The sequence below is a fragment of the Corallococcus exercitus genome (genome assembly GCF_042231735.1).
Taxonomy (GTDB): Bacteria; Myxococcota; Myxococcia; order Myxococcales; family Myxococcaceae; genus Corallococcus; species Corallococcus exercitus_B.
This window is the reverse complement of record NZ_CP102577.1, coordinates 6520672-6535595: the sequence shown is the minus strand read 5'-3', so window position 1 is coordinate 6535595 and position 14924 is coordinate 6520672. Positions and strand designations below refer to the sequence as shown.

The following is a 14924-nucleotide window of genomic DNA, read 5'->3' as shown; positions in this document are numbered from 1 at the left end:
CGTGATTTTTTGTCAGGGGGTCGCGGTCAAATCCCCCGGTTGGACCCCAGTGCATGGGGAGAGGGGAGGGCAGGTGATGCAGCGGCTCCGGGCGACGCCCGCGAGCCCGGACCACCGGATCCGAAGGGGCTTGTCAGGGTCCCCAGGTGGACGCGGTCGTACCGCAGGTGCTCTCCCTTCGGGGCCCGGCGCGGATAGGCGGTTCAAGGAGCACAGCCATGAAGTCTTTCCTGTTGGTACCCAAGGAGTCCATCGAGACGCAGGCCCGGCCCGGAGTGCGTGGCACGGCGCAGGGCGAGCGCGTCCTCAGCCGCAGCACCGCGCTGCGCTTCAGCGCGGCCCAGAAGGCACCGGATGCCCTCACCGCGCTCGGCCTGCGGTCCGCCACGCTGCCCGGCGTGAAGCCGGAGGTCAGCGGCCAGGCACCGCGCGGCCGCAAGAGCGCCCGGGGTAGGAAGGCCGCGAAGCAGGCGGAGGCCACGCCCCTGCCGGGCGGACCCGTGACGGAGCAGACCGGCGCGGAGGCCGGCAGCTACCGGTTCATGCCGCTCATCGGCGCCACCATGGCGCACTTCTACTCCCCGGACGCGGAGGCGGCGGCCCGGGGGGAGCTGGCGGAGGAGTTCGAGTTCATCCCGGACGTGGTGCCCCTGTCCTTCCCCGGCCCGGTGTCCGCCGGCCAGACGGGGCCGCGCAACCGCGGCATGAGCTCGCTCGCCACGCGCGAGTGGCCTGACGAGTCCGGTGTCCCCCTGGCGCACGCCCAGGGCATCCGGGGCGCGGGCGTGATGCTGGGCATCCTGGACACCGGCGTGGACGCGGACCACCCGGAGCACGCGAGCAAGACCATCCAGTTCCGCTACGTCTCGCTCTTCCCCAACTCGCCGCACAACCCCGCGCGCGACGTGCGCGGCTTCGACCCGGACGGCCACGGCACCCACGTGTGCGGCATCGCCGCGGGCGTGCACCACGGCGTCGCGCCGGAGGTGGACCTGTACGCCGCGTCCGTCATCGAGTCGGAGACCATCCGCACCAGCCTGGGCCGCGTGGCCGCCGGCATGGAGTGGCTGCTGCACCAGTTCAGCCGCCCGGAGAACGCGTCACGTCCCGCCGTCGTCAACCTGTCGCTGGGCTTCCCGCTGCAGCCGCCCCCGGGCATCTCCGAGGCGGACTACCTGCTCAACCAGCGCGCCCTGCAGGCCATGCTGCGTCGGCTTCTGGACAGCAACATCCTGCCCATTGTCGCGGCGGGTAACAGTGGACCCGACACGGTTGGTTACCCAGCGGCCTTTCCCGAGGCCCTGGCTGTGGGGGCAGTCGACTTCGAGCGCAACGTGGCCACTTTCTCGGCCAGCGGCGCCGTGGGGCGGCGTGTCGTGCCTGATGTCATGGGCTACGGGGTGAATGTGTATTCGTCTACTGAACGCCGCTGTAACAATCAGGCGTTCTATGAACGAATGAGTGGCACGAGCATGGCGGCGCCTTATGTCGCGGGTATTGCTGCCCTGTATCGTTGCCGTGCCCCTGACTTGACGGCATTGGAAGTGAGAGATTTGATTCTGGCCAATGCCATCAAGCTCCCTCGCTCGGCGAACCACCGGACGGGGAAGGGCCTGGCTGTTTTCAGGTGACGCGGTAGTTGCCGGGGCCGGTGCCACGTGAGCACCGGACCTGGGGAGGATGTGGCCATGCGCAGGAAGAATGGCGTGCCGGGCGAACCCCAAGACATTTCGGCCCGGATGTCCTCCGTCGCCGCCGTGCGTCCGCTGCCTGGCAGCGGGGGCACGGTGCGTGCGTTGCCGGGCGCCGGTGGCCTGGAGCGTGACGCCCAGCCGGGCGGCGACATCGACGTCACGGTGATGCCCCGGGAATCGGCCGCGCCGAAGCGCGCCGCCGCGTCCCCGCGGGCCCCCATGCGCTCGCGCGCGGACCTCTACAAGGAGGGCCAGGCGGAGAACGCCCGCTTTCGCGAGAGCTTCATGCGCTGGCTGGAGGCACACCAGCTGGTGGGCGCCGTGCGCGCCATGAGTGAGCCGGGCGGTTCCCTGCCCATGCTGCACCTGAGGTGCGCCCCGCGCGTGCTGGACCAGCTGCGCCGTGCGCCGGAGTTCGAGGCGGGCACGATGATGCCGCTCGAGCAGCTGTACTAGTCCCGCTCCAATGCCTCCCGCTTCGCACCGGGAAGAGGCTCGCTCGCCGCGTTCACCCCTGTGGAACAGACGGCCGGGGCGGCTTCTTCCTGATTAACCTAGAAACTCAGGATTGTAGCGGCCGGACGCCACTGAACGGCGGGACCAGTGTGCTGTCTGGGATTGGACGGAGTCAGGCCATCCGGCAGGCGTCCTCGAAAGCCAGACGCGGGTTGCGCGGGAAGAGCTTCTCCCGGTCGCCGTAGCCCAGGTTGACGAGGAGGTTCGACTTCCAGCCGGTGCCCTGGAGGAAGGCCTCGTCCACCTTCGCCTTGTCGAAGCCGCCCATGGGGCCGCAGTCGAGCCCCAGCGCGCGCGCCGCCAGGAGGACGTAGCCCGTCTGCAGGGTGCCGTTCATGAACGCGGACTGCTCGCGCGCCTCCGGCGTCATGGCCGCGAAGACGCTCTTCATGTCGCGCGCGGGGAACAGCCTGGGCAGCTGCTCGTGGAACGCGGTGTCGTGCGCGACGATGACCGTCACCGGCGCCTGCATCGTCTTGTCCACGTTGCCCGGGGTCAGCGCGGGCTTGAGCCTCTCCTTGGCCTCGCGGCTCCGCACGAACACCAGGCGCACCGGCTGGCTGTTGACCGCGGTGGGCGCCATGCGCGCCAGCTCGTAGATGCGGCGCAGCGTCTCGTCCGTCACCGGCCGGTCCAGCCAGCCCGGGTACGTGCGCGCCTCCGTGAAGAGCTGCTCCAGCGCGCCCGCGTCCAGGGCCGTGTTCGTCGTCGCCATGCGTGTCGTCCTCCGTTGCGAACACCGCATGGCTACCCGCGTCACTTCTATTTTGCAAGTGACTTCCTAAAAGTAAGTACATGCCGGGAGGGGGCGGGCGCTATACTCGGGGCGGAGGCGACACGATGCATGATGACCTGAGCCCGCTGTGCAACCGGTTCCTGGCGGCGGCGGACCTGCTGGGCCGGCGCTGGACGGGCGTCATCCTGCGCATCCTGATGGATGGGCCGTGCCGCTTCGGGGAGCTGACGGAGCGCATCGGCACCATCAGCGAGCGCGTCCTGTCGGAGCGGCTCAAGGACCTGGAGGCCGAGGGCATCCTCGAGCGCCACGTGGACCCGGGCCCGCCCATCCGCTCCGAGTACCGCCTGACGGAGAAGGGTCAGGCGTTCTGGAAGGTCATCGACGAGCTGGGCAAGTGGGCGGAGCGCTGGGTGGACGTGAAGGCTCCGGCGCAGAAGGGCGCGGGCGCGAAGTCCACGCGGGCCGCGCCCCGGAAGCGCAAGAGCGCCTGAGTCCGGAGCGCGGTGGAAGCTTCGCGGCCTAGAAGTTGTGGCCGCCGTCCACGTCGATGGTGCGGCCGTTGAAGTAGTCGCACTCCACGATGAACTTCACGGCCACCCAGATGTCCTCCGGCTCGCCGATGCGGCCCACCGGGATGGCGGCCACCAGCGCGTCGCGGGCCTTCTGGTTCATCCCCTGCGTCATGGGCGTCTCAATCATGCCCGGGGCAATGGCGCCCACGCGGATGCCGAACGGGGCGAACTCGCGCGACCAGGTGACGGTGTTGGCGGCGAGCGCGGCCTTGGCGGACACGTAGTTGGACTGGCCGCGGTTGCCGTGCCGCGCGATGGACGACATGTTCACGATGACGCCGGGGCGCTGGTCCGTCTCCACCATCTTGGAGACGACCTCGCGCACCATCAGCGTGGCGCCGGTGAGGTTCACGCCGATGACGGCGTTCCAGTCCGCCGTGGACAGCTTCTTCACCTGGCCGGTGGTGCGGTCCTTCTTCACGAGCAGCGCGTCGCGCAGGATGCCCGCGTTGTTGATGAGGCCGTTGAGGCCGCCCATGGCGCCGTGGGCCCACTGCACGAAGTCCGTGACGTCCTGCTCGTTGGACACGTCCAGCTTGCGCCGGTGGATGCCCGCCGGCAGCGCCGCGAGCTTCTCCTCGTTGACGTCGCCAACGGCCACCTGGCCGCCCGCCTCATGGATGCGCTGGGCGAAGTGCGCGCCCATGCCCTGCGCGCCACCCGTCACGATGATCTTCAGGTCCTTCAGCTGCATGTGCCTCTCCTTGGGCGTGTCCGAAAAAACGCGCGCAGGGTACGCACACCGCACGGGCGCTGGCCAGCGCCGTGGAGGCTGAAACCTGAATCAACCTTCAACTTTTTCCGGACCCCGGACCCCCGACGCGGTGCGTTGGGGGCCGGAGCCCTGGAACTAGAGGGCGTCCGAGATGACGGAGCCCAGCCGCTTCATGCCCTCGACGATGAGCTCGGGCGGGCGGTTGGAGTAGTTCAGCCGCATGAACTGCGGCTTCTGGTCGTTGGCGAAGAAGGGGGCGCCGGGGACGAAGGCGACCTTCTGCTCCACGGCCTGGGGGAGGAGCTTCGCCGCGTCCAGACCCCCGGGCAGCTCCACCCAGAGGAACATGCCGCCGTCCGGCCGGGTCCACTGGGTGCCCTGGGGCATGTGGGCCTTGAGCGCGTCCAGCATCGCGTTGGCGCGCTGGGCGTAGATGGGCATCAGCGCCTGGATGTGGCCCGCGTAGTCGAACGTCTCCAGCAGCCGCGCCGTGGCGCGCTGGGCGAGCGTGGCGGTGTGCAGGTCCGTGGCCTGCTTCGCGATGGTCATCGGCTTGAGCAGCGCCTTGGGGCCCGTCACCCAGCCCAGGCGCAGGCCGGGGGCCAGCGTCTTGGAGAAGGTGGACAGGGACAGCACCACGCCCTGGTCGTCCAGCGACGCCAGCGACGGCAGGTGCACGCCCTTGAAGCGCAGCTCGCCGTACGGGTCGTCCTCCAGGATGATGAAGCGGTGCTCCTGGGCCAGCCGTACCAGCGCCTTGCGGCGCTCCAGGGACAGGGTGGTGCCCTTGGGGTTCTGGAAGTTGGGGATGACGTAGAGCAGCTTCGGCTGGCGCTTCTTCAGCAGGGCCGCCAGGTCGTCCGTGTCCATGCCCGCGTCGTCGCTGCGCACGGTGGCGAACTCCACCTCGTAGCCGCCGAAGGTCTGGAGGGCCGCCAGGTAGCTGGGGTCTTCCACCACCACCAGGTCACCCGGGTCGAGGAGGATCTTCCCCGCCAGGTCCAGGCCCTGCTGCGAGCCGCTGGTGATGAGCACCTGGTCCGCGTGGACGTTCTGGCCCTTGCGGGCCAGGTGCCCGGCGATCCACTCGCGCAAGGGGGCGAAGCCCTCCGTGGTGCTGTACTGGAGCGCGGAGCGCCCGTCCGCGTCGCTGGCGAAGGTCTCCGCGAACGCCTTGGCGATGGCGTCCTTCGGGAAGAGCTCCGGGGCCGGCAGGCCGCCCGCGAAGGACAGGATGTCCGGGCGCTCGGCGATCTTGAGGATCTCCCGCACCGCGGACGTCTTCATCCGGGACATGCGCTGGGACAGCCGGTAGGCCGGAGGAGGGGGCAGGGGTGCACTCATAGCGTCCGCGCTCATGTTCATTCTCCGTTCAACAGCTCATCGGGGACACGCACGTGCGTGTCTTCCTTCAAGGTCGACAGGACGATGGTGGTGCTCGTGCGGGTCACACCCGGAATGGTGCGCAGCGTCTCCACGAGCAGCGAGTCCAGCGTCCGCGTATTCGCGGTCTTCACCTTCAACACGTACGAGTCCTGCCCCGCGACCCGGTGGGCCTCCAGCACGTCCTCCAACTCGGCGACCTTCCGCGCGAAGCCTTCGAAGTGCTTGGGGTGCTCGATGCTCACCCCGATGAAGGCGGTGATGTCCTTGCCCAGCTGCGCCGCGTCCACGCGCGCCGTGTAGCCGGTGATGACGCCCTTCTCCTCCAGCTTGCGGATGCGCTCCGCCACCGCCGGCTGGGACAGCTTCACCCCGCGTGACAGCTCCAGCTGCGTGGCCCGGCCATCGCGCTGAAGCATGTCCACGATTCGATAATCCAGGGCGTCCATGGGGCTTGCGACCTTATTTTTATAAGCGGCCTTGGCAGACGGCGGTGAAGTTATATGCAGCCGCTGGGGAATGCAAGTCCGTTTGCATGCAAAGGGGTTGACGTGGGTGAAGGGTTGTCCACCCGACCCGGGACGTCTTCCGGGCCCCTGGTCGGAAGCTGGTGCCGGGAGGAGCGCGTGGCACTTGTCCCCAAGGGAAAGGTGGGTGCGGTGGACAGTCCCCGCGCTCGCGCTCCGGTCTGCTGCCACGGGACGTGATTGACGCCCTGCGTCCGTGTCTGTCTTTGACGCAGGGAGCCATCCGTCCGCTTTTGACAGGGCGGTCGGCCGGGTGCTACCCGTCATGAAAGATGAATCGCCCTTCAACTTCAGAACGCGTCCCCGTCACGCCGCGCGGTCAGCGGACGCGGCAGAAGCTGTTGAAGGCCGCGGAGGCGGTGTTCGGCGACAAGGGCTACGAGCGCGCGTCCATCGCGGACCTCACGCGCAAGGCCAGCGTCGCGCTGGGCACCTTCTACGTGTACTTCCCGGACAAGCAGTCCATCTTCGTGGAGGTGGTGGACGAGCTGGGCGCGCGCCTGCGCCGCCTCATCGCGGAGTCCACGGCCGCGTGCACCACGCGCCTGGAGGTGGAGCGCGAGGGCCTGCGCGCCTTCTTCCAGTTCGTGCGCCAGCACCCCAACCTCTACCGCGTGGTGCGGCAGGCGGAGTTCGTGGACGCGGACTGCTACCGCCGCTACTACGACCGCTTCGCCAAGGGCTACGTGCGCGGCCTCACGCTGGCCATGGACAAGGGCGAGGTGCGCCGGATGGATCCGGAGGCGCTCGCCTACTGCCTGATGGGCATTGGCGACTTCCTGGGCATGCGCTGGGTGCTCTGGGAAGAGGACATGGGCCTGGAGCGCGTGCTCGACACGGCGATGGCGCTCCTGTCCCACGGCCTGCCGTCGCATCTTCAAGCTGTACCCCCCCCGAAGGCAGCAGCGCAGGACGCAGCGAAGCCCACCCCCCCGGAGCCCGCCGCGAAGTCGTCGAAGCCCACCCCCCCCAAGCCGTCCCCCCGCCGTCCGTCACGCGGTCCCCGGAGCTGAATCACCGTCATGCGTTACGCGAACATCCTGTCCACCGGCCGCTACGTCCCCGAGAAGCTCCTCACCAACGCCGACGTGGAAAAGATTTTGGGCGAGAAGGTGGACGAGTGGCTCCAGCAGAACGTGGGCATCAAGCAGCGCCACGTGATGGCGGACAACCAGGCCACCAGCGACCTGGCCGTGGCCGCCGCGAAGGAGGCCCTGGCCCGCGCGAAGGTGGACCCCAAGGAGCTGGACCTGGTGCTCGTCGCCAGTGACACGCCGGACTACCTCTCCCCCGGCACGTCGTCCGTGGTGCAGGCGAAGCTGGGCGCGGTCAACGCGGGCACCTACGACATCAACGCCGCGTGCGCGGGCTGGGTGACGGCGCTGGACGTGGCGTCCAAGACCATCTCCGCGGACGACAGCTACCAGCGCATCCTGGTGGTGGGCGCCTACGGGATGACCCGGTACGTGAACTGGAAGGACAAGAAGACCTGCACCCTGTTCGCGGACGGCGCGGGCGCGGTGGTGCTGGGCGCGTCCGACAAGCCGGGCTTCCTGGGCGCGAAGCTCCTGGCCAACGGCGAGTACCACGACGCGCTGGGCATCTACACCGGCGGCACGAACCGGCCCGCCACGGCGGAGACGCTGGCGCTGACGGACGGCAAGCCCGCGGTGCAGTTCGTGCGCAAGTTCCCCTCCACGTTCAACACCGAGCGCTGGCCCATCCTGCTGGACACGCTGCTCAAGCGCGCGGACCAGACGCTGGACGACGTGAAGCTCTTCGTCTTCACGCAGCTCAACCTGCGCACCATCGAAGCCACCATGAAGGCGCTGAACCAGCCCATGGAGAAGGCGCACTACACGATGGACAAGTGGGGGTACACGGGCTCCGCCTGCATCCCCATGACCCTGGATGACGCGGTGGTGCAGGGCAAGGTGAAGAAGGGCGACCTCGTCGCCTTCTGCGCCAGCGGCGGTGGTCTCGCCATGGCGTCCGCCCTCTACCGCTGGACGGCTTAGTCCCCCCCATCCCGTCTCTTCAGACAGGAGTTCTTCGCATGTTCATCGGAGACTGGATGGGGCGGGGCGCCCTCTACTGGCCGGAAGCCGTGGCGGTGGTGGACGTGGCCCGGAAGGACGCGGGCCGCTTCACCTACCGGCAGATGAACGCGCGCGCCAACGCGCTCGCGGGCTGGCTTCGGGACGTGGCGGGCGTGCAGCGCGGCGACCGGGTGGCCATCGTCGCGCACAACGGCGTGGAGTACCTGGACACGCTGTTCGCGTGCGGGAAGCTGGGCGCCATCTTCGTGCCCTACAACTGGCGGCTGCACGCGGCGGAGCTCACGGAGGGCGTGCGCGCCATCCGCCCGCGCGTGCTGCTGTTCGGGGACGACTTCAAGGACGCGGTGGCCCAGGTGCGCGAGCACGTGGGCGACGGCCTTCGGCTGGTGTCCCTGGAGGCCCAGGGCCTGCCGGGCGCGGATCCGTACGCGCAGGCCGTGGCGTACGCGCCCGCGGCCCCCGTCACCAACGACGCGGTGAGCGAAGAGGACATCCTCTGCCTGCTCTTCACCGGCGGCACCACCGGCCGCTCCAAGGGCGCGAAGGTGTCGTACCGCATGGTGGCGTGGAACACGCTCAACACGCTGGTGCATGAAATCCGCCAGGGCGACGTGACGGTGACGCACACGCCGCTGTTCCACACGGGCGGGCTGCTCGTCTACACGCTGCCGCTGCTCACCGTGGGCGGCACCGTGGTGCTGATGCGCCGCTGGGACCCGGACGAGATGCTGGGCCTCGTCGCGAAGGAGAAGGTGACGCTCTTCTTCGCGGTGCCCACGCAGTACCAGCAGCTGATGGACTCGCCGCGCTGGAAGGGGACGGACTTCTCCTCCGTGCGCTTTGTCACCAGCGGCGGGGCGCCCCTGCCGGTGACGCTGCTCCAGGCGTGGCAGGCGGTGCACCCGGTGCCCTTCAAGCAGGGCTTCGGCATGACGGAGTTCGGCCCGGGCATCTTCAGCATGGGGCCGGAGTTCGCGGTGTCCAAGGCGGGCTCCATCGGCCGGCCCAACTACTTCATCGACGCGAAGCTGGTGGACGACGCGGGCAACGCCGTGCCGCCGGGCGGGGTGGGGGAGCTGGTGCTGAAGGGGCCCTCCATGTGCTCCGGCTACTTCGAGGACGAGGCTGGCACGAAGGAGGCCATCGACGCGGACGGCTGGTTCCACACCGGGGACCTGGCGCGCGTGGACGCGGACGGCTTCTTCACCATCGCGGGCCGCAAGAAGGACATGTTCATCTCCGGCGGGGAGAACGTGTACCCGCTGGAGCTGGAGTCCGTCCTCTACGAACACCCGGCCGTGCAGCAGTGCGCGGTGGTGGGCGTGCCGGACGCGAAGTGGGGCGAGGCGGGCCGCGCCTACGTGGTGCTCAAGCCTGGGGCCGAGGCCTCGGCGGACGCGCTGCTCGAGCACCTCAAGGGCCGGGTGGCACGCTTCAAGGTCCCCAAGCGGGTGGAGCTGGTGAAGGCCCTGCCGGTGTCCGCTGCTGGCAAGATTCTGAAGCGCGAGCTGCGCGAGGCGGCCATCGCCGCGGACGCGCGGGCCGCTTCGTGACGCACGGGCTTTCTTCTCTTCAAGGGCAACACATACAGGAGCGCGCACATGGCTGATTCATCCAGGAAGGTCGAGATCCGGGACATCCCCACGCAGCGGCTCCGGGTGCGCGCACGGCTGGTGGGCGAGGAGGGCTTTCCGGTCATCTTCGTGCACGGCAACTGTTCCTCGTCCGCGTTCTTCGAGTCGCTGATGAAGACGCTGCCCGAGGGCTTCCGGGGCATCGCGCCGGACATGCGCGGCTACGGCCACACCGAGGAGAAGACCATCCACGCGACGCGCGGCATGCGCGACTTCAGCGACGACCTGCTGGCGCTGATGGACACGCTGTCCCTGAAGCGCGCGGTGTTCGTGGCGCACTCGGCGGGCGCGGGCATGGTGATGCAGCTGTCCCTGGACCACCCGGAGCGCGTGGCCGGGCTGGTGGTGGAGGCGCCGCTGTCGCCCTACGGCTTCGGCGGCACGAAGGACGCGGACGGCACGCCGTGCTGGGCGGACTTCGCGGGCTCCGGCGGCGGCACGGCCAACCCGGACTTCGTGCAGCGGCTGAAGTCGAAGGACCGCTCCACGGAGTCGCAGACGTCGCCGCGCAACGTGATGAACGGCTGCTACGTGAAGCCGCCGTTCCGTCACCCGGACGAGGAGCGGCTCCTGGACTCCGTGCTGGACACGCACGTGTCGGACGAGCTGTACCCGGGCAACTTCACGAAGTCGCCGAACTGGCCGGGCGTGGCGCCGGGCACCACGGGCATGAACAACGCCATGGCGCCCGCCTACTACAACACCTCCGCCTTCGCGGAGCTGAAGAACGGGCCGGACCTGCTGTGGATTCGCGGCGCGGACGACGCCATCGTTTCCGACACGTCACTGTTCGACTTCGGCTTCCTGGGCAAGCTGGGCGCGGTGCCCGGCTGGCCCGGGGATGAGACGTATCCGCCGCAGCCCATGGTGTCGCAGATGCGCAAGGTGATGGAGCGCTACGCGGCCAACGGCGGCCGCTACCGCGAGGTCGTCCTCCAGGACACGGGCCACAGCCCGCACCTGGAGAAGACGAAGGAGTTCCACGACCTGCTCGTGCCGTTCCTGCTGGAGCACAACCGCTAGTCATTCCTGATGCGCGGTGAGGCACGCGAGGCCTTCCGGGGAGCCCCTGGGGCCCGTCGTGTGTCCGCGCGCGTCCTCGTGTCTGTCGTCGCAGTCTGCTGTCGCCGCACCCGTAACCCCCAACGGAGGTACGCATGCGAAGCACCTGGACGTTGTCACTCACCGCCGCAGCGCTGCTGGCTGGCTGCGGGGCGGAACCCCCCGCGGAAGCCCCCGCTGCTCCGGAGACGCCGGAGTCCGTCGCCACGGCCGAGGCTCCGCTGGACGCGGACCTGGCGCCGTACTTCGACGCCATCCCCACCAACTTCACCACCAACTACCGCGTGGTGGGCACGTACACGCCGCCCTCGTGGTCCTGGGGACAGATTGAGCTCCTGGAAGGCCGGCAGCGCTTCCGTTCCGAGTACTACAACCCGCGCACGCTGAAGCTGCGTGACCAGGACACGTTCCAGTCCAGCGACTACCCGCTGAAGACGTACTTTGGTTCGCTGAACCAGCAGCTGGTGAACGCGTTCAACGTCTACTACGGGAACAGCTGTGCCACGACGGCCGGGGCCACCTGCCCCACGCCCGGCCCCACCAAGCCGGAGGCGCGCTTCGTCCTCTTGCACAAGGGCCGGGCCACCGCGGCGCGCACCTGTAACGTCAACCTGACGCCGACGCTGCTGGTGCACGGCGCCATCCAGGACGCGAACGTGTGGATGTTCCCCAACGGGAACAACGGTTCGGGCGGCACCTACGGCGGCGCGGCGCAGCTGACGGGCATGGTGCAGGACCTGGAGTCGAAGGGCCGCTGTGTGTACGCGGTGACGTTCGGCTCGTTCCACGGCGACAACTTCAACCACGCCATCCACGTGGCCAACGCCGTGCAGCGCGTGAAGGCGCTGCACCCGGGCGTGGCGCGGGTGGACGTGGTGGCGTGGAGCAAGGGCGTGCTGGCGGTGGACCCCTGGCTGGCGAACGCGGCCACGTGGGGCGGCTTCAGCACGACGCGCTTCTTCGAGCGTCTGGCCAAGGAGCAGGCGTCGCAGGTGCCGGCGTATGACGACTCGGTGCGCGTGTACGTGCCGCTGTCCGGCCCGCACAAGGGCATCGACCTGAACTTCCGCCACCCCATCCACACGCTGACCATCGCGAGCACGGCCTCCAACGCGCCGGTGGGCCGTGGCCCGATGCCGTGGACGTACTTCTCCGCGTTCCAGTGCGTGACGTTTGGTTACAGCGTGCCCTGGTTCAACAACCCCTACGCGGAGAGCGTGTGCAAGGATTCCGGCGGCGTGTGGACGGACTACTTCCGCCGCATCTACCTGTCGAACATCACGGGCCTGTCCAGCACGGGCACGCCGGTGTCCAGCAGCACGCTGCTGACGCTGAACACGAGCCAGGGCCTGTCCGCGTCGTCGTTCAAGTTCGACGACTACAACATGAGCCTCTTCGGCGCGGTGAACGACAGCGGCAAGTACGTGACGGCGTACCCGGGCCAGCTGCAGGCGGCGTATGACCTGCGTGGCACGTACCCCATTCCGGACCGCAGCGCGTCCGCGTGGGACAACATCGATCCGGACGAGAACCGCTACTTCCCCTGGCTGGACACGAAGCTCATCTACAATCCGTACAACCCGTTCTTCGCCGCGGGCTACATGGAGTCGAGCGACCACCGCGTGTGCCGCACGACGGCGTTCGACCCGGTGGGCTCTCCGTGCTTCGCGTACCACGCGCAGCCCCTCTACGAGACCACCGACCGGAACGTGGAGGCGTACGACTCGCTGGGCTACGGCAAGTACCGCATCATGCACGGCCTGGGCATGGCCGCGGCGATGGAGATGGGCGGCAAGTTCATCACGCGCCTGGCGGAGCACGGCCTGGATTCGCGCCTGAAGTCGCTCTACGTGCTGTACGGCACGACGGGGGGTTCGCAGCCCTTCGAGACGGACGGCATGACGTCCACCACGTCCGCGCTGCGCAGCGACGGCGTCCTCTTCGAGGCGAGCATCGCGGCGATGACCCAGCTGACCCAGGGCTGGACGTCCACGAAGAAGACCGCCGACGCGAAGCAGGAGGGCATGGCCTATGACCACCTGAGCATGGGCATCACCCCGGCGGTGTGGAACAAGATCTCCGCGCACTTCGTTTCGCGGGATTGATGCGGTGATGTGAGGAGCACGGGCGCTCGTGTGGGCGCCCGTGCTTCGTAGTCAGGGGCGCGGTGGGACGGGGACGTTCAGCAGCGTGCCCATGTCCCGGACGAGCTTGTCGAAGGAGTCCGCGCGGCGTGCCGCTTCGAGGTCGAAGATGCTGGTCAGGGCGGGCTGGTCGATGGTTTCGCTGTAGCCGCTGGGCATGTGGCTGCCCAGCCATCCCTTCGCGTCGCGGACGCGCTCGGGCTGGGGTGGAGCACTCAGGCTGGTGGGGAGCCCGCGCTGGCCGCGCAGGGATTCCGCAGCTGTGAGAAACCACGCTTCGTATTCACACTGCGCGACGACCACGGAGATGAGCCGGTTGGAGCGTTGTGCCCGCGCCCAGGTCAGGAGCCGTGGTCCGAGCGCGCAGGGCAGGTCCTTGTCCGCGTCCAGCAGGACGAGGATTCGGCCTTCATCGCCAACCCGGCGGGCGGTGAGCTCAATGGCGCGGCGCAGTTCGTCCTCCTTGACGAGCTGACCTCGTGGAATGCGGTGGGGGAGGAGAACATCCGGGTGGATCTCAGGCGCCAACCACTGCGCCAGGCGCCTCACGAGGACGGGGGCGGCGACGACCTCTCCGTGTCCCTCGACGATGAGTCCCAGCTTCATCCGGCGTCGTGCTCCCAGAGCTTGAGCTGATCCGGCTGGGGAACTGCCTGCCTGTCGGGAGACAACTGGTTGGCCTTCAGCAACTCGCCTGCGGTGTAGAGGCGGTCCTTCAGCGCGGACCGGGTTTCCTTGTCCACAGGGGCTATGATGCTGCGGCCCTCTTCTGCGACCACCGAGAGGATTTCGTCGCCCTGGATGCTTGGGTCATCGAGCAGTTCCGGGCTGTGACTGGTAACGATGACCTGGGCGTACTGGGATGCTTCTCGGAGTGCATCACGCAGGACGCCTGCGGCTGCCGGATGGAGCGCGGCCTCGGGCTCCTCGATGCCCACGAGCTGGATCCGTGGTTCGGCCCGCGTCTGGAACAGCGCGACCAGGATGCCGAGTGCGCGGAGTGTGCCGTCGGACATGCTGATGGCCAGAAACTCCCTGTGCCCTTCCGTGCCCCTGATCTGTTGCAGGAACTTCAGCGTCTCCAGGTGACCGGCGTGGGTGGGCTCCACGCCAGCCAGCCCCGGCACGATGGCGCCGAGATACTCCTCAATGCGCCGCTTCGTAGTGTCTCCAGCCTTGCTCCCCAAATGCTCCAGAACGCTGGGCAGATTGGACCCGTCACGGGTAAGGAGGTCTCCCTTGTCAGGCACCTGGAGCATTCGAAGTTGTTCTGGATTGAGGTTGTAGACCCCCAGGTTCGAGAGTGCGTCGAAGATGGGGCGGAACTCCGGGAGGCCTGACGCGTTGACCAGGTAGAGGCGGTCGTCCGAAGCGGGCGGCGAAACGGGCGAGGGCTTGATGAGGAGGTTGCCTGCGCGGACGTGGTACTTCGCCGCGCCCACAACGCATTCTTCTTCCTGCACTACGTAGGTCCCGAAGCCGTGACGAGCGATGCTGACGGCAAAGTGGCCGCTTGAACCGTCGGGTAGCCGGAAGTCGAGGCGAATGCTGAACTGGCCAGACCCACCTGGTGCGCGTCGCACGAGGTTGAAGGCTCCTCCCCGACTGCGGACCGCTTGGTCCAGCGAGGTCTGCAAGGCATCGCTGATGAGTCTCAACGCATCCAGGAAGTTGCTCTTGCCGGAGCCATTCGGGCCGACGAGGAACGTCAGCGGCCCCAAGGTAACGTCGCAAGCCTCAATGCTGCGGAAGTCACGCAGGGTCACACGCGAAAGCAGGGGAGCCCGACGCCCGGACGGACTGGTAGGGGACGGCCCGGGACTCTCGGCGGAAGGCATCTGAAATTCTCCGGCGGTGCGGCAGGCGCTGCATCGTGCC

General features: G+C 68.4%; 14 protein-coding genes. 8 read left to right on the top strand and 6 right to left on the bottom strand.

Annotated elements, in window-relative coordinates; translation table 11 throughout:
- The first annotated feature begins 218 nt into the window (after positions 1 to 218).
- Both NR792_RS25960 and NR792_RS25955 read left to right on the top strand, forming a co-directional pair.
- Positions 219 to 1631: a S8 family serine peptidase gene (locus NR792_RS25960; RefSeq protein ID WP_375755378.1), complete on the top strand. Its 1413-nt coding sequence runs from the start codon at positions 219 to 221 to the stop codon at positions 1629 to 1631.
- Positions 1632 to 1688: 57 nt separating this feature from the next.
- A complete protein-coding gene (locus tag NR792_RS25955; RefSeq protein WP_375755377.1) occupies positions 1689 to 2150 on the top strand; it encodes a hypothetical protein in 462 nt (153 codons plus the stop codon).
- 172 nt (positions 2151 to 2322) lie between these two features.
- Here the strand turns inward: NR792_RS25955 and NR792_RS25950 are convergent, their stop codons facing one another.
- Positions 2323 to 2925: a malonic semialdehyde reductase gene (locus NR792_RS25950; protein ID WP_375755376.1), complete on the bottom strand. Its 603-nt coding sequence runs from the start codon at positions 2923 to 2925 to the stop codon at positions 2323 to 2325.
- A gap of 125 nt (positions 2926 to 3050) precedes the next feature.
- On the opposite strand from NR792_RS25950, the gene NR792_RS25945 reads away from it, so the two are divergent.
- A complete protein-coding gene (locus tag NR792_RS25945) occupies positions 3051 to 3440 on the top strand; it encodes a winged helix-turn-helix transcriptional regulator (protein ID WP_375755375.1) in 390 nt (129 codons plus the stop codon).
- Between the two features lie 28 nt (positions 3441 to 3468).
- Here NR792_RS25945 and NR792_RS25940 read toward each other — a convergent pair whose 3' ends face one another.
- The 3 genes from NR792_RS25940 to NR792_RS25930 form a co-directional block, all read right to left on the bottom strand.
- Positions 3469 to 4215, bottom strand: coding sequence for an SDR family oxidoreductase (locus tag NR792_RS25940; protein WP_120529762.1), 747 nt, complete (start codon positions 4213 to 4215; stop codon positions 3469 to 3471).
- A gap of 156 nt (positions 4216 to 4371) precedes the next feature.
- Entirely contained in the window at positions 4372 to 5595 is a 1224-nt protein-coding gene (locus NR792_RS25935; RefSeq protein WP_375755374.1) for a PLP-dependent aminotransferase family protein, read from the bottom strand.
- 2 nt (positions 5596 to 5597) lie between these two features.
- Positions 5598 to 6068, bottom strand: coding sequence for an Lrp/AsnC family transcriptional regulator (locus NR792_RS25930; protein WP_375755373.1), 471 nt, complete (start codon positions 6066 to 6068; stop codon positions 5598 to 5600).
- Positions 6069 to 6418: 350 nt separating this feature from the next.
- On the opposite strand from NR792_RS25930, the gene NR792_RS25925 reads away from it, so the two are divergent.
- From NR792_RS25925 to NR792_RS25905, 5 genes are all read left to right on the top strand, one after another.
- Positions 6419 to 7159 carry a TetR/AcrR family transcriptional regulator gene (locus NR792_RS25925; protein ID WP_375755372.1) on the top strand — a complete coding sequence of 247 codons (741 nt, stop codon included), beginning with the start codon at positions 6419 to 6421 and terminating at the stop codon, positions 7157 to 7159.
- 9 nt (positions 7160 to 7168) lie between these two features.
- On the top strand, positions 7169 to 8164 hold the full coding sequence (locus NR792_RS25920; RefSeq protein ID WP_375755371.1) for a 3-oxoacyl-ACP synthase III family protein: 996 nt from the start codon (positions 7169 to 7171) through the stop codon (positions 8162 to 8164).
- Between the two features lie 38 nt (positions 8165 to 8202).
- Positions 8203 to 9759 carry a long-chain fatty acid--CoA ligase gene (locus NR792_RS25915; protein WP_375755370.1) on the top strand — a complete coding sequence of 519 codons (1557 nt, stop codon included), beginning with the start codon at positions 8203 to 8205 and terminating at the stop codon, positions 9757 to 9759.
- Positions 9760 to 9807: 48 nt separating this feature from the next.
- Entirely contained in the window at positions 9808 to 10863 is a 1056-nt protein-coding gene (locus NR792_RS25910; RefSeq protein ID WP_375755369.1) for an alpha/beta hydrolase, read from the top strand.
- 134 nt (positions 10864 to 10997) lie between these two features.
- On the top strand, positions 10998 to 13007 hold the full coding sequence (locus NR792_RS25905) for an esterase/lipase family protein (protein ID WP_375755368.1): 2010 nt from the start codon (positions 10998 to 11000) through the stop codon (positions 13005 to 13007).
- Between the two features lie 51 nt (positions 13008 to 13058).
- On the opposite strand, the gene NR792_RS25900 is transcribed toward NR792_RS25905, so the two are convergent.
- Positions 13059 to 13652 (bottom strand): DUF4276 family protein, encoded by a 594-nt coding sequence (locus NR792_RS25900; protein ID WP_375755367.1) that lies wholly within the window; start codon positions 13650 to 13652, stop codon positions 13059 to 13061.
- A complete protein-coding gene (locus tag NR792_RS25895) occupies positions 13649 to 14812 on the bottom strand; it encodes an AAA family ATPase (RefSeq protein ID WP_375755366.1) in 1164 nt (387 codons plus the stop codon). The genes NR792_RS25900 and NR792_RS25895 overlap by 4 nt, the downstream gene beginning before the upstream one ends.
- Positions 14813 to 14924 lie beyond the last annotated feature (112 nt).